The sequence below is a fragment of the Desulfocicer niacini genome, assembly GCF_054657595.1.
Genome location: NZ_BAAHYK010000023.1, coordinates 66,636 through 84,290, shown reverse-complemented (window position 1 = coordinate 84,290; position 17,655 = coordinate 66,636). Strand labels below are relative to the sequence as shown.

10 protein-coding genes are annotated in these 17,655 nt (G+C 48.3%); 5 read left to right on the top strand and 5 right to left on the bottom strand.

What is annotated here, in order from left to right; all coding sequences use genetic code 11:
* Window positions 1–82 precede the first annotated feature (82 nt).
* A complete protein-coding gene (locus ACYQ2M_RS13850; RefSeq protein WP_459916949.1) occupies window positions 83–1,756 on the bottom strand; it encodes a glycogen synthase in 1,674 nt (557 codons plus the stop codon).
* Window positions 1,757–1,802: 46 nt separating this feature from the next.
* The gene (gene glgC / locus ACYQ2M_RS13845; RefSeq protein ID WP_459916948.1) at window positions 1,803–3,035 is read right to left on the bottom strand and encodes a glucose-1-phosphate adenylyltransferase; all 1,233 of its coding nucleotides are present in this window, start codon (window positions 3,033–3,035) and stop codon (window positions 1,803–1,805) included.
* 303 nt (window positions 3,036–3,338) lie between these two features.
* On the opposite strand from glgC, the gene ACYQ2M_RS13840 reads away from it, so the two are divergent.
* From ACYQ2M_RS13840 to ACYQ2M_RS13830, 3 genes are read left to right on the top strand one after another with little or no spacing between them, the layout of a single operon-like run.
* Entirely contained in the window at window positions 3,339–5,933 is a 2,595-nt protein-coding gene (locus ACYQ2M_RS13840) for an ATP-binding protein (protein WP_459916947.1), read from the top strand.
* On the top strand, window positions 5,930–7,201 hold the full coding sequence (locus tag ACYQ2M_RS13835) for a metallophosphoesterase family protein (RefSeq protein ID WP_459916946.1): 1,272 nt from the start codon (window positions 5,930–5,932) through the stop codon (window positions 7,199–7,201). The genes ACYQ2M_RS13840 and ACYQ2M_RS13835 overlap by 4 nt, the downstream gene beginning before the upstream one ends.
* Entirely contained in the window at window positions 7,198–10,701 is a 3,504-nt protein-coding gene (locus ACYQ2M_RS13830) for an AAA family ATPase (RefSeq protein ID WP_459916945.1), read from the top strand. Before ACYQ2M_RS13835 ends, ACYQ2M_RS13830 begins: the two co-directional genes overlap by 4 nt.
* A gap of 112 nt (window positions 10,702–10,813) precedes the next feature.
* On the opposite strand, the gene ACYQ2M_RS13825 is transcribed toward ACYQ2M_RS13830, so the two are convergent.
* From ACYQ2M_RS13825 to ACYQ2M_RS13815, 3 genes are all read right to left on the bottom strand, one after another.
* Window positions 10,814–11,143 (bottom strand): DUF5320 domain-containing protein, encoded by a 330-nt coding sequence (locus ACYQ2M_RS13825; RefSeq protein WP_459916944.1) that lies wholly within the window; start codon window positions 11,141–11,143, stop codon window positions 10,814–10,816.
* Window positions 11,144–11,197: 54 nt separating this feature from the next.
* Entirely contained in the window at window positions 11,198–11,818 is a 621-nt protein-coding gene (locus ACYQ2M_RS13820; protein WP_459916943.1) for a DUF134 domain-containing protein, read from the bottom strand.
* 518 nt (window positions 11,819–12,336) lie between these two features.
* Window positions 12,337–13,623, bottom strand: coding sequence for an Hsp70 family protein (locus ACYQ2M_RS13815; RefSeq protein ID WP_459916942.1), 1,287 nt, complete (start codon window positions 13,621–13,623; stop codon window positions 12,337–12,339).
* Window positions 13,624–13,922: 299 nt separating this feature from the next.
* On the opposite strand from ACYQ2M_RS13815, the gene ACYQ2M_RS13810 reads away from it, so the two are divergent.
* Both ACYQ2M_RS13810 and ACYQ2M_RS13805 read left to right on the top strand, forming a co-directional pair.
* Complete coding sequence (locus ACYQ2M_RS13810) at window positions 13,923–16,064, top strand: cache domain-containing protein (RefSeq protein ID WP_459916941.1); 2,142 nt, start codon at window positions 13,923–13,925, stop codon at window positions 16,062–16,064.
* Window positions 16,065–16,089: 25 nt separating this feature from the next.
* Window positions 16,090–17,529 carry a sigma-54-dependent transcriptional regulator gene (locus ACYQ2M_RS13805; protein ID WP_459916940.1) on the top strand — a complete coding sequence of 480 codons (1,440 nt, stop codon included), beginning with the start codon at window positions 16,090–16,092 and terminating at the stop codon, window positions 17,527–17,529.
* The last annotated feature ends 126 nt before the right edge of the window (window positions 17,530–17,655 follow it).

The window sequence follows — 17,655 nt, the reverse complement described above, 5'->3', positions numbered from 1 at the left end:
CCTAAATAAGGAGTGAGTCCTAAATAACTTTCCTAACCCGGGAGTCCGAACGTCTAATCACATCAAGTTTTTTTGCCAAACGCTATTCAGGTATCAAAATTGCCTTATACAATGCCTCATACGCCCTTGCACTGTCATCCCAAGTAAACATCTGACCCATGGCCCGCTGCTGCATCCGGTCATACAAGGTCCGATGATCCAGATAAAGGCTTACAGCCTGTTTAAGCGCTCCATAACAGCTTTCAGCGTCCGGGTGGATGAAGCTTATGCCTGTGGCAGTATTTTCAGCTGTGTTTTGGGCTTTGTTTTCAGCTGTGCTAATGCCGGATATCGGTTGATTTGCGGCGCTTTGAGGCGAATTGTCCGTAGCTATATAATTTATTGCTGCCCCCCGGGGAGCATTTCCATGATCCCCATCAAGCCCCACAACCGTATCCTTCAATCCCCCGGTTGCACGGATAATGGGAAGTGTGCCATAGGCCAGGCTGTACAGCTGATTTAACCCGCAGGGCTCAAACAATGAGGGCATCATGAAAAAATCAGACCCGGCTTCAATCAAATGGGACAAAGCGTTGTCATACCCATTCACAAAACTCATCTTATGGGGATAACGGTTTTGCAGGTGATGAAGGCGGGAACCATAATTAAAATCACCGGAGCCAAGCAGGACCAGTTGCACTGGCACATCTTCGTACAATAAGCGTTCCAGTGCCGGGATGAGATAATCAAATCCCTTTTGTTCCACCAGCCGGGCGATGAGTCCAAGCAAAGGCACATCGCTGTTTTCCGGAAGGTTCATTTCAGCCTGGAGGGCTTTTTTGCAAAGGGCCTTACCCGCCATATCGTCTGCGGAAAACCCATGGGGAAGAAGGGGATCGGTGTCGGGGTTCCACTGGCTGTAATCACAACCGTTGAGAATCCCCGTAAAATGGTCTTTTCTCTGGTTTAGATAGTGCCACAGGCCATGGGAGGTTTCAGGCGCAAGCAGTTCCTGGCAATAGCCCGGACTGACAGCATTGACGGCATCGGCGTACATAATGCCGCACTTCAGCAGATTTAAAAGCCCGTGCTCTTCCATGAGTTCACTGGTAAACCGCTGGGGGAGAATGCCAAGGGCATCAACCCATACGGGATCAGATTTCCCCTGATAGGCCCCGTTATGCAAGGTTAATATGGATTTTACCTTTGCCATGCCGGGATGGTAGGCATAGTGTTCTTTTAGATAATAGGGGGCAAGGGCGGTCTGCCAGTCATTACAGTGCACCACATCTGGTATCCATTTTTCATAAAGGCATTGCTCCAGTGCCGCCTTGCACAGAAAGGCAAACCGGAGGGGGTTGTCCGGGTAGGCATAGGAACCGTCATCATAGATGCCGTCCCGGCTGAAAAAATCGTGGTGCTCAAGCAGCCGCACCCCAATGCCTTGAACAGAAATAGAGTGTACAAGGCATCCATACCGGTCCCGGTGGTTGAGGTTAAAATAGAGAGAGTTGTTTTTTATCTCCACAGTCCGGCCAGGGGTTTGCTGGTTTGCATCTGGCATTTTAATAGCGTGTGAACCGTCTGAGGAGGGGAGATGGGCAGGGCAGGTCTCAGACATGGGGAGAGGCAGTACAACCTGTTTATATTTTGGCAGAATGACCCTGACGTCATGCCCTGCAGCAATAAGGGCTTTGGGCAGTGCAAGGGCGAAATCAGCCAGCCCACCGGTTTTTATAATGCCGTCCATCTCCGCTGTGATCATCAATATTTTCATCAATAAAACTCCAGAATTCTCATCGTTTAAGCGCCAGCATCTTCCATCAGTTAAACCCCACCATGGCCCCTTTGGGAATCACCACAATACCGCCATCGGAGACCTGGAATCGCTGTCTGTCAAGCTCGGGATTTTCTCCGATCACCGTTCCGTCAGCCACGGTTACCTCCTGATCCAGGATGGCTTTTTTAATGCGGCACCCTTTGCCAATGTCGGTATTGCCCATTAACACAGATTGTTCAATGACAGAATGGCTGTGGATGTGGACCCTGGGTCCCAGAATACTCTGTTTTACAAGGGCACCACTGAGAATGCAACCGGCAGACACGGCAGAATTGACGGCATGGCCTGTTCTGTTTTCATAATCATGGACAAATTTGGCCGGGGGTACCGGGGGATGATAACTTCTCAGGGGCCAGTACCGGTTGTAAAGATCAAATGGGGGGGTGATGGAGATCAGATCCATGTTGGCTTCGTAATAGGCGTCCAGGGTGCCCACATCCCGCCAGTATCCCCTGGAAGTTTCGGGTTCTCCCCGGATGTTGTTGGTGGAAAAGTCATACACGTAAACATTGCCCCCGGGTACCAGCATGGGGATGATATTATGGCCGAAATCGTGTATGGAAGTTTCATCTTCGGCATCAAGCTGAAGATAGTTGACCAGGGTATCGGCATCAAACACATAGTTTCCCATTGAGGCCAGCACATGGGTGGGACGATGGGGCATGGTCTTGGGGCTGTGTTTGGGTTTTTCCTGAAACCCGATCATTTTACCGTTTTCATCCACCTCAATAATTCCAAATTGTCCTGCCTGCTCCACCGGTACCGGTATGGCAGCCACGGTAAGCTCTGCTGACTTGCTCCGATGATAATCAACCATCTGACGCACATCCATTTTATAGATATGATCCCCGCCAAATACGCACACCACTTCAGGGTCCTGGGATTCAATGAGATTCAGGTTTTGGTAAATGGCGTCCGCCGTGCCCTTGTACCAGTGTTTACCCGTTCGCATCTGGGCCGGGATGGGATCAATAAATCTTCCGGTAAGTCCGGTTATCTGCCATGCCTGGCTTAAATGTTTCATCAGGGAGTGTGATTTAAACTGGGTGAGTACATAAATCTGGAGAATGTCAGAATTAACAAAATTGTTTAAAACAAAGTCAACAATCCGATAACCACCGCCAAAGGGAACAGCGGGTTTAGCCCTGAGACTTGTGAAGGGATACAGACGAGTCCCTTCCCCGCCTGCCAGAATCATGGAAAGAATGCCTGACAAAATGAACCTCCTTATGTTTGTGATCAGATTGGCCGATGTTATTATCAACACCCATTCTTCATTAAATTAAATCGAATATTCTAAGGTGTTCAACTCAACAAAGTCAAGACATTGAGCAATTTTCGGCATTAGAATCGAGTTTGAAATTTCCGGGAATGCTTTTAGTTTTGAATATTTATGCCATTTTCATTGTTCCTTGTATGAGCAGGCCGACATGACCGTTATAACACTGGACCTGGATAAAATTGTTTGTTATCCTCTAATGTTTCAGGGATAAAACAAAATTTTGAAGAAAAATAACTGATGGTGGCTGCAGATATGGTTACACCCCAGAATTCAGCAACAAAGTTATACCTTTCAATGATGGCAGTGCTCATTTATCTATGCTTCTTTTTGTGGGGTGCTCCGGTTTGTGAGGCTAAAACCAAAGGTGTTGAAAATGCAGGAATCGACATCCAGCAATTGCTGACCTCCCAGGAAAAGGACTGGCTTTCTCAGCATCCCGTCATCCGTATGGCAGGACCCAGGGCCTTTCCCCCATTTCATTATTATAATGCAGATGGCACCTTGCAGGGTATGGCAGCTGATTATATATCTTTTGTTTTTGATAAACTTGGGATTCAGTTGACCCTTCAACCCAACCTTTCCTGGCCCCAGGTGCTCCATGGCGCACAAAATAAAACCATTGATTTGATCGCCTGTTCTGCAAAAACCGTTGATCGGCAGGCCTATCTGGAATTTACAAAGCCCTATCTTTCGTTTCCCCTGGTGATCATTGCCAGAATCAAAGCCCCGTTCATGGGGGGACTTCAGGACCTTCATGGGAAAAAAGTCGCCTTTGTGAAAGGAGCGGCTGCCTTTGAACGGGTCTCTACTGAGAATATATCAGTTACCCCCTATTTTGTAAAAACGCCCCTGGAAGCGCTGGAGGCCGTTTCCTTTGGTCAGGCCGAGGCCCACATCGATAACCTGGCGGCAGCAACTTACCTTATACAAACACAGGGAATGAATAATTTGAAAGTTGCAGCCCCTGCTGCTTCGGAAAATTATCATTTGTACATGGCTGTTCGCAAGGACTGGCATCCACTGATCTTAATTATTAATAAAATTCTGGACAATATGCCGCAACAGCGGATCATGGACATCCGCAACAGGTGGTTGAACGTAAATAATGATATTGTTTTTTCCAGAACAACGGTGATGAAATGGTTCATGGGGTTACTGCTTGTTGTTACTTTGATTTTTTCCATTATTTTGCTGTGTAACCGACGTCTGTGCAGGGAGGTGAAAGAACGGCAGCGCGCCCAAAAGGCGCTCCTGGAAAGTCAATATGAATTAACACAGCGCACCGAAATGCTCTCTTCGATTTTTGAAACCGCCGCCGAAGGGATCTGTGTCTGCCTTAATATTGACGAATTTCCCTTTGTCTTTTTTTCCCACTGGAACTGCAAAATGGAGGTCTTGACCGGCTATACCATGGCCGAGATCAATGAACTGGGCTGGTACCAAACCCTGTATCCCGATGAAGAACTCAGAAAAAAGGCCATTGCCCGGATGGTTGGTATGCGGCAAGGGGATAATCTCAGCACGGAATCATGGGAGATTGTTACCAAAAATGGCATCAAAAAACAAATTAGTATTTCCACCTCCATTTTAAAGGCCATGGAGGACAGGGTGTTTGTGCTGGCCATCATGCATGATATCACTGAAAAAATCCAATTGGAACATCAATTGCGTCAGTCTCATAAGATGGAGGCGGTGGGCACTCTTTCCGGCGGAATGGCCCATGAGTTTAACAATATCCTTGGCATTATCCTTGGCAATGTTGAACTTGCCATGGCGGATATCCCGGAATGGAGTTCCTCACATACCTTTTTGTCCGAAGTTCGTAAGGCAAGCCTGCGGGGAAGGGATGTGGTCCGGCAGCTGCTCAGTTTCAGTCGTAAAACCTCCCATAAGAAAAATCCCGTGGATATACGCTTCTGTGTGCAGGAGACGATTAAATTATTACGGGCATCCATCCCCACCCAGATTCAGTTCACCGAAAATATCACCTCACACCGTCATACCATCATGGCAGATCAGACCCAGATACAGCAGATGCTCATTAATTTGTGCAATAACGCTGCCCATGCCATGGAAAACAATGGCGGGGTTCTGGAAATTGGCCTGCACAACAAGACCATTACCCAACCGGAGTCCTTTCTGGGGCAAATCCAGCAACCGGGGGAATATCTTCAATTGACTGTATCCGATACCGGGCACGGGATGTCCGATGATATCATAGAGTATGTTTTTGATCCTTTTTTCACCACAAAGGTCGTGGATAAAGGCACCGGTATGGGGCTTGCTGTGGTTCACGGCATCGTCAACGGGCATGACGGGTTTATCAAAGTAAAGAGTGAGCCCGGCCAGGGCAGCACTTTTTTTATTTATTTTCCCATCACCGAAGTTTTGCCCCATGCGGTTGAAAAAATAGATACGGTTTTGCCCACTGGCAGTGAAACTATCCTGCTGGTGGATGATGAATCGGCTATGGTTCAAATGAATTGTCTGCGACTGCAGAAACTTGGATACGAGGTGGAGGGTTCCACTGATTCCGAGGAAGCATTACAACTGTTTAAAGCCCATTCCCATAAGTTTGACCTTGTCATCACGGATATGTCAATGCCATGCATGACAGGGGAACAGCTGATCCTGGCATTAATGGAGATTGAGCCGGATATCAAAACCATTATCTGCACTGGATACAGTAAAAAACTTGATAAAAAATCAGCCTTTGCCATGGGTGCTTGTGACTACATTATGAAGCCCATGGATTTAAGTCTGCTGGCAGAAACCGTTCGTAATGTGCTTGATACCCCGCCACCCTCAAAAAGGATTCCCTTACGCCCATGATTAAATTTATTCACACGGCGGACATACATCTGGATAGTCCATTGAAAGGGCTTGAAATCCACGACGATGCCCCGGTTGACGATATTCGGGGGGCCACCCGCAGGGCCTTTGATAATCTGGTTGAACTGGCTGTGGAAGAGGATGTGGATTTTATCCTCATTGCAGGAGATCTGTATGATGGTGACTGGAAGGATTACAACACCGGTCTTTTCTTTGTTTCACGCATGGGGCGATTGTCCCGGGCCGGTATCCGGGTGTTTATTGTGTCCGGCAATCACGATGCCGCAAGTCAGATCACAAAGGCCATGCCCCTGCCGGATAATGTAACGGTTTTTGGCCATGGAAAACCTCACTCCGTGACACTGGATGACCTTGGCGTTATTATCCATGGGCAAAGCTATGGATTTCGGGCTGTCACCGACAACCTTGCCGCTCAATATCCTTTCTGTGATGCCCATTATTTTAATATTGGGATGCTTCATACCTCTTTAACCGGCCGTGAGGGCCATGAATCCTACGCCCCCTGTTCCCTGGATGACCTCAAATCAAAGGGCTATGATTACTGGGCACTTGGACATATTCACCGACGGGAGACCGTTTCCACAGATCCCTGGATGGTTTTTTCGGGAAATCCCCAGGGACGTCATATCAGAGAAACCGGACCCAAAGGGGTAAATGTGGTGACCGTGGAAGATGGGCGCGTAACCGAGGTGCTGTTCCATGAACTTGACGTGCTGCGCTGGGGGCACTGCCTGGTGGACCTGTCTGAATGCGACACCCCGGAAATTGTTCATGATACCGTTCGCCAGGCCTTTGAACAGGAACGGGATTTGGCCGATGGCAGGCCCCTTGCCCTGCGTCTGGAATTGACCGGTGCCTGCCCCGTCCATGGACTGCTGTTGGAAGGTATCATCCCATGGACCGAAGAATTCCGGGGTATTGCCGCCACTTTTGGCGATGTGTGGCTGGAAAAAGTGAAATTTCGGACCTGTCGTAAACTTAATTCCAATTCAAGCAAGGGAGCCACAGCACCTATTTTGGGCCTGGTACATGCCATAGAACAATTAAAACTTGATCAGGAACTGGATAAAGACAGCCTGTCTGATCTGGTGCCCGAGGTGGCTGTGTTAAAAACTAAGCTTCCCGCCGAGATCTACGCCGATGCGGAGGACTTTCTGGATTCATCCACACACAATGTTTCCGCACTGTGCCGGGAGGTGCAGGAAATATTGATTGCCCGCCTGCTTGCCCACGGAGATGGCAGATGAAGATTAAACAATTACACCTGAAGGCCATTGGTCCTTTTTCCGACCGGGTGCTTGACTTTGGTACTTCCGCCCTTGGCCTTCACATTGTTTTTGGTGCCAACGAGGCGGGAAAGAGCAGTTCACTCAGGGCATTAAAGGCGTTGCTGTTCGGTTTTCCTCAGCAAACCCCGGATAATTTTATTCACAGCTATGATCAATTGCGGGTGGGGGGATGCCTTGAAAACAGTTCGGGAGAACAAATTTGTTTTCAACGTCGTAAAAAACGAAAGGGTGACCTCATTGATGAAGCGGGCAATGTCCTTGATGACGGTGCATTATCCTCTTTTTTACCGGGGCTGGAACCGGCTCTGTTTGAATCTCTTTACGGCATTGATCATGATACCCTGGTGCAGGGGGGGGAAGAGATTCTTGCTCGTAAGGGGGATGTGGGGCAGGCCTTGTTTGCCGCTGGTGCCGGTATATCTTCCCTTGGGGCGGTGATTGAGGATCTGGAAAAAGAATCCATGGCTCTTTTTAAGCCAGCTGGAACAAAGCCCGAGATCAACCAGGCCGTCAGACGATTCAAAGATTTAAAAAAAGAACTCCGGAGTGCCACCCTGTCCTCCCGGGAATGGACAGTGCATCAAAAAAATCTCAAGACTGCCATGGCAAAACGCAGTGATCTGGAAAAAGAGCGAGATGAAAATAATAAAGAATTGCAGGCACTGGAACGCTTAACTCAGGCAATCCCCGAGCTTGCCACCCTTAACTCCCGTCAGGAACAGCTTCAAGCCCTGGGACCCGTGGTGACCCTGCCCCCTGATTTTGTCCAAAGACACCAGCAGGTAAGTCAAGACATGCGCGAAGCCAGCAAACAGCTGGATCAGGATACCCGGCGACTCCATGAGCTGGAAACAAGATACAAAGCCATATCCCTGAATATGTCTTTGTTGAACCAGGCAGGGCTGGTTGATGATTTTCATCAGCGCCTTGGGGAATATCGAAAGGGCCAGAAGGACAGGCCGGAACGAAACGGCATGCGCATCAGTCTTAAAAGGGAAGCTGCCTTTCTTTTGCAGCAGGTGCGGCCAGACCTAAGCCTGGACGATGTGGAAACCTTGCGTCCGGTGATTGCAAGAAAAAGAACGGTGCAGACATTAACCACAACCCATCAGGCCATCATCCAGCGTTTGAACCAGGCAGAAAAATCGCGTAAGCGTGCGGATCAGGAGAGAGGGGTAGCGGCCACAAAACTTGCAGGACTTCCGGAAATAAAGGATGTTTCAGCCCTTGTTCAGGCCCTCAAGCCGGCCCACAGGGCAGGGGATCTTGATGCACAGCTGGAAAAAATGGCAGGGGAGGTGGTCCTTAATAAAACGGGGTGTGTATCCTCTCTTAAGCAGATGGGGCTTTGGACCGGCGAACTTTCAGAGCTGATGGATCTTTCTTTACCCCTTGCTGAAACCGTACAGGGTTTTGAAAAAGAATATGCCCTCATTGCAGATGACAGACGGGGGATTGAAAATGATCGTAAAAAAGCAGAAAAAGAGCTCAAAAAAGTGCTTTCCCAGATAAAAAAGGCTGCCTATGCTGGAGATGTTCCCTCGGAAAGGCTGTTGACCCGAACCCGGGAAAAAAGGGAGCAGGGGTGGCAGCTTTTACGTCGACAATGGATTGAAAAGGAAGATATTACCAGAGAAAGCCTTGATTATGATGAGAATCGAGCCCTTCCCGAAGCCTATGAAACATATGTTTACAAAGCCGATCACATGGCGGATCGCCTGCGTCGGGAGGCGGAGCGGGTGGCAGGGGTGGCTGCGCTTTGTGCCCGGCAGGAGAGCCTTGAAGAGGCTCTGGCTGACAACGCAAAGGAATTTGCTGTGCTTGATCTTCGGGCAAAAGATTTACATGATGCCTGGATGGCGGTGTGGCATTTGTGTGGCATTACGCCTTTATCTCCCCGGGAGATGGGGGCATGGCTTTCAAAGATGGATCAGCTGCGTTTTAAAGTCGGAGACCTTGTTAAAAAAGAACATGATCTGGCAAGGGAATTGCGGCACAGAAAGACCTTAAAGCTGGCCATTGAAAAGGAACTTGGCCTGCTGGGGTGTGATGACACGGCCATGGGTGAACAATTGTCTCCGGTGGTGATGCAGGCTGAAACGGTTCTGGAAAAAATGACCACTCTGAAAAATAGCCATGAAACCTTGAAAGAACGCCTGGAAAATGCCGAAAAGGCTTTTTTACAGGCCGATGCTGACCTTCAATCGGCCCATCTGGACCTTGATGCATGGCAGGCACAGTGGGAAAAGGCATTGCTGGCGCTGGGGCTGAAGGAGTCGGTTTCCACCGCGGAAGCCATTGATCTTATTGAAACACTTAAGAATTGCTTTGATCGGTTAAAAGAGGCAGATGATCTGAAAAAACGCATTAACGGCATTGACCGGGATGCCCTGGCGCTCCAAAATGAATTCACGGAACTCGTCACCTGCCTTTGTCCGGATTTGCTGGGAATGCCCCTGGAAAAGGCCATTTTACACTTGCGCGATTTGCTGCACCAGGCACAAAAAGATGCCGTGGTACATGAAAAACTCTCCGAAGAACTCACGGCCTTGAAGGCGGATGTTGCCACGGCCAATTCTCTTTTACAAACGGCAGAGCAGCAGATGAAAACCCTTCTTGAAATTGCCCGGTGTGATGCCCCCGATGAACTTGCCACCGTCATGGAAAAATATCTGGAATCCCAGAGATTGCGGGAAAAGATATCCGATACCCAGGCCTTGCTGGCAAAGATCGGAGCTGGTGTGCCTGTGGATGAATTTATGACCCAGGCAGCAGCGGTTAATGCCGATGAACTGCCGGGGCGCATCAGTTCTCTTTTGCGGGATATTGATGAGCGCATTAACCCTGAAATAAATCGTATTTCCCAGATAATCGGTGAGGAAACGGTATTGCTTGCCGCCATGGACGGAAGTGATAGTGCGGCTGAAATTGCCGGGAAGATGGAACAGGAACTGTCCAGGATTAAACGTCTGTCAGAAAGATATGCCACCCTTCGCATGGCCGCCCGAATTTTACAGCAGGAAATTGAAAGGTACAGAGAAACCCACCAAGACCCGGTACTTAAAATGGCTTCCACCTATTTTAACACCCTTACCCTTGGCTCTTTTGCCGGTCTGCGCACTGATGTGGATGACAAGGGCGGCCCGGTGCTTGTGGGGGTGCGACCCGATGATTTTCGTTTGACAGTTGATAAGATGAGTGCCGGCACCCGGGATCAACTTTTCCTTGCGCTTCGCCTTGCCACCCTTGTGTGTCGCCTTGAAACCGCTGAGCCCATGCCCTTTATCGTGGATGATATTTTGATCAATTTTGATGATGACAGGTCCAAAGCCACCTTGTCTGTTCTAAGTGAACTGGCATTGAACAATCAGGTGATTGTTTTTACCCATCACCAGCGGATTGTGGAAGAAGCCCGGCAGATGAGCGCCGGAGGCGGTGTTCAGATCCATGAGTTGTGAATGAAGGTTGTTTGACAGTGGGAAATTTTGAAGAAAAGTAAGACAAAAAGCAGGACCTGATGATGTTTGATGTGCCGGGACAGTGTTGTGATGCTGTCCCGGCACACTTGCTTTATTCATCGGCCATTTGTTTCAGTTCATCCTGAATGGCTTTCAGCTCTGCTTCCAGTTGCTGGGCCCTGGCTGACAGTGATGCCTTGGTGGCCTGGGGGGGCGGTGTCTGCATCCAGGCAGCTCCTCGTCCCATTCCCATTCCCATGCCCCGTCGGGGGCGCTGGCATCCCTGTCTTCCCATGCCCCGTCCCTGACCATAACCCGGAGCATTCCATCCCATGTTGGTGGCACCGCCCGTATCCTGAGCATAGGTGCCGGTGCATTGTCCCATGCCTCGTCCGGTCATGGGGCCTTCATTCATTGGTCCTCTTTGATTAAATCCAGGCATAATATACCTCCTTGTCTGATATTGTTGTGACTTATGGTTTCACTGTTTTCCCGATCATCTGGCACCACAGCTTCCATTGCCTTTTCCACCGCCCATTCCACGGCCCCGGCCACCATCTTTTTTACGGCAACTGCCATCGCCCTTGCCGCCGCCAAGACCGCGCCCCTGTCTCTGCCCTTGACCGGTACCACGGCCTTGGCCCTGGCCGCCACCGTTTCCCTGTTCTGTGTCGTTGCCCGAAGGGGGCGTTTTGCGATTCTGTCCGTCTGTGTTATTGTTTTCAGACATGATATTACCTCCTGATGTGATTTGTGTATCCTCTGGGGCGGCCATGGCACCCCGTCGGTGTCTGTGCCTGCCCCCGGTATTGTCTTGTTTCCCGTGGTCGCCCCGGATTTCATAGCACCCCCCACTGACCTTGAGATGAAGTCCTTTTATAAGGGCTTTGGAAAGGGTGAATCGACCTGATCTGAGCACACGTCCAAAGGTTTGTCTGGAAACCCCCATCAATTTTGATGCCCGGATCTGATCAAGCCCTTCAAAGTCAATAAGTCGGATGGCTTCAAATTCCTCCAAAGAGAGGGTAACCTCTCCTTTTTCACCGACCTGTCTTGGTTTAAATCCACCAACGGTGGGTGGAGCATGTATGGTCCTGGGGTTTTTAGGCCTCGGCATGGGGTATCCTTATTATTGAAATTCAACATCCTTAAAATTCAACATGAAATAAAAGTAAAAACCAAATGAGCATTTGTTTATAATATAGGGGTGGTGAAATGATGTGTCAAGGAAAATAATGGTCATATGACCAAAAAAGATTGTAATACAATAGAGATCTAACAGGGGGGTGAAAAAAAGTGAAAACCACTTTTTAGTGCGCAATCAAGGCTAAGATTCAGGATACGGCATCGCCCGGAGCATTGCAGCTTTGGGGGGGGCGGTATAATACCATTTTGCTCCGCGTCTACGACCCTATATTTGTTGTGTCCGACAGGACATGTGGGTTATATGAAAAGGCAGCCTCCAAGGCAACCTTAGCAGAGCCGCCCCCCCGATGGGCAATAGGAACCGGACAATTGAGCTGTCTACAGTTCCGGTCCGGCCCATTGCCCGTCGGGGGGACGGCGGCATAATGCCATTTGGCTCCGCGTCTACGACCCATTATTCGTTGTGTCCGACGGGACATGCCCGTTATATCAATCCAGGAAAGACCCGTAAAGCCCAAGGCCATAGGCCACGCTTGTAAAGGCATCGGCGGTTCTTATCTTATCTTTTCCCATACGTTGTTCAAATAATTGCCGGATCAGGGGAATGTAAGAAGAACCGCCGGTTAGAAACACCACATCAATATCCTCAGCCGTTAACTGAGCCTGCTTTAATGTTGTATCCACACATGCGTTAATGGCCTTTACTTTTTCCCGGATGAATCCTTCGAACTCACTCCTGGATAAAAGCTCATCAATGCATATGCCGTAATCATTAAAATAGATGCGGGAGGATGGGGCCTGGGACAGTTCACATTTTGATGATTCAATGGACTGAAACAGCAGGTACCCATAGTTTGACTCGATAAGATTTTCCAGATTATCCAGAAGGGCCTGATCTTCATACCCTGCATTGACCTTGAGTTCTTTAATGTTTTTCAAGGTGGTGGGTAATCGAAGCTGGGGAATGAGGTGCCATTGGGTCAGCTTGCTGATGACAATGGGAGAAAGCCCGAAAAAATTGTCGCTCCATATGGATTTTACCCGTACATTCTTTCCGTAATATGCGGCTATTTTTTCCCGCATGATCTGGGAGTCAAATATATCCCCGCCAATGTAAACGCCTCCCACAGACAGAATATCCTTTTCTCTCTGGGTGTGGCTACCTGCCTTTTTTCCGGCTTTATGGATGGTAAAATCCGAACTGCCGCCCCCGAAATCTCCCACCAGCACCAGCTGTTCTTTGCCGTCCTCAATGGTGTTTTCATAGGCAAGAGCTGCGGCAATGGGCTCCAGCTGAAATGTGATGTTTTTAAATCCGGCAAGCTCTGCTGCCTGAACCAGTCTTTGTTGGGCAAGCGCGTCTTTTTGTGGATCTTCGGAAAAAATTACCGGTCGACCTAAAACCAGATCCGACACTTCCTGGTTGATAAGTTCCTGACCCCTTTCTTTCATGATTCTGAGAAAGATGGCGATCAAGGCTTCCAGGGTATATTGGGTACCGTAAATGGCGGTTTTATCAAATTCCGTGTCTGGAAGAAAAGTTTTGATGGACTGGATGTAGCGACCATCTGCCTCGTTTTCAATGTATTTTCTCACCCCTTCATGCCCGACATAGGCATTTGCTCGACCATTTTCCTTTAGAAAATAGAGAATGGATTTCAAAGAGTTGGAAATGGGATTGTTTCTGTCAACGTCCAGCAACGCCACATTGCCTTCTCTGTTTACGGACAATGCCGAATTGGATGTGCCAAAATCGATACCAAATATTGCAGACATGAGTAACCTTTTATGATAGATGTTTTATTCGTGATGAGCCGGTTTTTTCTGGCCGTTTTTCCGGGAAAGGGGGGACAGGCTTTGTTATTGAAGTTATCCATCACGGCTGGCATGAATCCCGAAACTTACCAAATAATGCCAATAATGAAAGCTTGATCCCATCCCCTTTTCTGGGTCGTGATCCTGAGTTTAAGGCTGTCAGCCTAAGTTAAAGCCGGGTAACATACACGAGAATCATAGGCATGTATAGTAAAATTTTGGACTTGTAGTTAAAATAAACCCCTGAAAGGAACCGGATAATGGCTGTTAAAAAAAAATACATGCTGGGGATCTCCGTGCTGGTCGTTATCCTTATTTTGTTTGGGATAACATACAACACCAGTCGGGTCATAACCGAACGTACCGTTGAAAGTCACCAGCAAAGCATTGCCACCGAACTTGCCAAAACCGTTGAACTGTGGTTGAAACAGCACATGAACATCATTGATGCCACGTCCATTGCATTGCAGGAAATTTCCATTGGCGAAACCCCCGAAACCAGACGGATTCTGCAGATGGCCACAAGGGCCGGCAATTTTGCCGATGTTTACATCGGACAGCCCAGCGGAGCCATTATTCTGGGTGGTGACTGGATTCCCCCCAAAGGGTATGATCCACGGATACGCCCCTGGTTTCGTAAGGCCGTCACCGAAAATCGCACGGCATTCACCAGCCCCTATCAGGATTTGACCACCATGAAAATGGTCATTGCCATTGCCAGACCTCTCTGGATTGAGAATAAATTTGCCGGTGTGCTCAGTTCCGACATCATCCTTGATACCCTTAAAAAGAATGTTCTGAACGCAAAGATCGGCATATCTGGCTATTCATTTATAATTGGTGGTGAGGGAACCATTCTGGTTCATCCGGATGCCGCTCTGGAGATGACAACAAAGTTTCAGGCGCTGAATCCTTCACTTTATAATGTTCTGGATCATTTTAAAAAAATCTCCACTGGTTCTTATCATTATGTGATGGATGGAACACAGATGATTCTGTCACATAGACGTTTGGCAGGCTCCGATTGGTATCTTTGCACAACGGTGGAAAAAAAAGAGGCCTATACCCTGGCAAAAAACACTGCCATGCTCTTTGCCATGGGGGTGGTGTTTAAAATTCTGGGCGTACTGGCCTTGTTAACGATTCTGGCAACCTTTGGCAGTGCCATTGCTTTTCTTATTGCAAAACGGCAGTTTAATATCATTGTCAATAACCACAAACGCCTTTTATCCGGTAAGGATGCAGACTTAAAAGATGAAATCACGCTTAGAAAAGAGATGGAAACCCGGTACCACACCATTTTTAATATGGCCACCAACGGTATTTTATTAAGCCGGGGAAATGTTTTCATGGAATGCAATCAAAAAGCGTCTGAGCTTCTTGGCATGGGACGTCGCAAAATTGTGGGGAAAACCATGCTTGACTTTTCGCCGGAAAGACAGCAGGACGGTAAAGAGAGCCGTTTTTCAATGCAGGTGATTAATCGCAACCTTATTTCAGACAGTCAGCAGAGCTTTAAATGGTTTTTCATCCGGGCAAATGGTACTCAGTTCCCGGCGGAGGTCAGTGTTAAATTGCTTCGGTTGGGTGATGACGTTATGACACTTTACAGTATCTGGGATATTTCCAAGCGGGAAAATGCAGAACATCAGCTGCGCCAGGCCCAGAAACTGGCGGCCATGGGGGAGATGATCAGTTCCATTGCCCACCAGTGGCGTCAGCCTTTGAATGCGCTTTCCACCTATGTAGCAAGTATTTTACCTGCATTTTATAATGATATGATCACCCGGTCCTTTGTGGAAAAACTGGTGGGGGAGGCCGATGCCCAGATTCAGTTCATGTCCTCCACCATCAATGATTTCCAGGAATATTTCAAACCCTCCCGGACCCAGAAGCCATTTGAGGTGTTTGCAACGGTGGACAGCGCGGTGAAACTCATGAAATCTCAGCTGAATCACAGTTCAGTTACGCTTACCATCCACAAAGACCCTGGCGAGGAAGATATTTTTGTTCTTGGGTATAAGAATGAATTTCTTCATGTGCTGGTGAATATTTTTGCCAATGCCAGGCATGCCATTGATGAGAAGCGGGTAACACTTGGTAAAGAAGAAGAAGGCCGTATTGATATCACCATAAAAAGAGACAATGTCGATAAAAAAGATGGTGCCTGTGTAACACTGATCATAAAGGATTCTGGAACCGGGGTACCGGGGCATCTGCTTGAAAAGGTTTTTACCCCTTATTTTACCACCAAAGGCACCGCCACCGGCACCGGCATCGGACTTTATATGGCAAAAATGATTGTGGAAAAAGAGATGAGAGGCAGTATCACCGTTGACAACCATTCAACGGGGGCTCAATTTACAATTACTTTGCCGCTTTTTGAGGGCCTTCTTCCATAAGCATCCGGCACACAAAGGACAATAAATGATTAATTTCAGTCACGCACAAGCAGACATTATTATCGTGGACGACGAACAATCAGAGCTGGACGCATACAGCTTTCTGCTGCAGGCCATGGGTGTAAAGCACATCAAAACAGTGCAAGACAGCAGGATTCTACTGGATGTCATGGCGGTGAGCTCCCATCCCATTGTTTTTCTGGATCTTAACATGCCCCATAAATCCGGAGAAGAAGTTTTGGCGGAAATAAGGCAGGAATATCCCCATGTGCCGGTGATTATCTGCACAGCAAATTCTGATATTTCCATGGCGGTGAAGTGTCTGAAACTGGGAGCCCATGATTACCTGGTTAAACCCATCAACATGAACAGCTTTGGCTCTGCCCTGCGAAATGCTTTGGAAATCGGATCTCTCAGAAATGAGATCATGACGCTCAAGGGAATTCCCAATGCTGCCCAGCTGAAATCTCCCCAGCATTTTTCTTCCATTATCACCCGTGATGCGGTGATGCACGGCATTTTTCACTACATTGAATCCATTGCCGGAAGCGGACAGCCGGTGCTGGTACTCGGGGAAACCGGTTCGGGTAAAGAGCTCATTGCAAAGGCCATACACGACGTCAGCAAGGTGCCGGGTGAATTTGTGGCAGTGGATGTGGCAGGCCTTGATGATACCCTGTTTTCCGATACCCTGTTTGGCCATGAAAAGGGTGCCTATACCGGGGCTGACAGCCATCGCTCGGGATTGATCGAACGGGCGGCCCAGGGAACTATTTTTCTGGATGAGATCGGCGATTTAAGCCGGGTGTCCCAGATAAAGCTGCTCCGATTGCTCCAGGAGGGTATTTATTATCCCCTGGGATGTGATACCCCCGTAAAATGCCAGGCACGCATTATCACCGCTGCCAACAGAGAATTGAATCAGTATGCTGTTAAAAATGATGAATTCAGGATGGATCTTTATTATCGGTTGAGTACGCATCTGATCCGCATTCCCCCATTAAGAGATCGCAAGGGAGATATTCCGTTACTGGCGGATCATTTGAAAAACCAGGCAGCCGAAAGTATGGGAAAAGAGATTCTAACCGTGGAAAAAGAATTGCTGACCCTGCTTGAAAATCATCCCTTTCCCGGCAATGTAAGGGAATTGAAAACCTACGTATACGATGCCGTTGCCCAGTGTCACACCGGGCAATTGTCCGAAGATACGGTGAAAGATCGGATTTCAAGTGAAAGAGGGGAGATTGCAGCATCCTTTTCAGCCAGCAGTGATGGATTTACCCTGGCCTCGTTTTTTGGCCATTTTCCCACCCTGGCTGAATTAACAGAATATGCCATTGACAGTGCCCTTGAAAGCGCCAACTATAATCAGAGTAAAGCTGCAGTTTTACTTGGGATTTCCAAACAGGCGTTGAGCAAACGTCTTCAAAAACGAAAAAATCGTGTATCTGCATCAATGGAGTAATTGTACCGACCTCAAAGTTCTGTCCCCTCCCCAGATTCCATGTTCTGTTCATTTCCCCCATTTTCTGAAAAATTCGCCTGTCCATGGTCAATAAAAGGAGATATGGTCAATTAAAGTTGACTCCAT

What these genes read in the sequence shown, in the direction of transcription:
- ACYQ2M_RS13825 (WP_459916944.1), bottom strand. Translation starts at nt 11,143, where the DNA reads ATGCCTGGATTTAATCAAAGAGGACCAATGAATGAAGGCCCCATGACC.
- ACYQ2M_RS13830 (WP_459916945.1), top strand. Translation starts at nt 7,198, where the DNA reads ATGAAGATTAAACAATTACACCTGAAGGCCATTGGTCCTTTTTCCGAC.
- ACYQ2M_RS13810 (WP_459916941.1), top strand. Translation starts at nt 13,923, where the DNA reads ATGGCTGTTAAAAAAAAATACATGCTGGGGATCTCCGTGCTGGTCGTT.
- ACYQ2M_RS13815 (WP_459916942.1), bottom strand. Translation starts at nt 13,623, where the DNA reads ATGTCTGCAATATTTGGTATCGATTTTGGCACATCCAATTCGGCATTG.
- ACYQ2M_RS13850 (WP_459916949.1), bottom strand. Translation starts at nt 1,756, where the DNA reads ATGAAAATATTGATGATCACAGCGGAGATGGACGGCATTATAAAAACC.
- ACYQ2M_RS13805 (WP_459916940.1), top strand. Translation starts at nt 16,090, where the DNA reads ATGATTAATTTCAGTCACGCACAAGCAGACATTATTATCGTGGACGAC.
- ACYQ2M_RS13835 (WP_459916946.1), top strand. Translation starts at nt 5,930, where the DNA reads ATGATTAAATTTATTCACACGGCGGACATACATCTGGATAGTCCATTG.
- ACYQ2M_RS13820 (WP_459916943.1), bottom strand. Translation starts at nt 11,818, where the DNA reads ATGCCGAGGCCTAAAAACCCCAGGACCATACATGCTCCACCCACCGTT.
- ACYQ2M_RS13840 (WP_459916947.1), top strand. Translation starts at nt 3,339, where the DNA reads ATGGTGGCTGCAGATATGGTTACACCCCAGAATTCAGCAACAAAGTTA.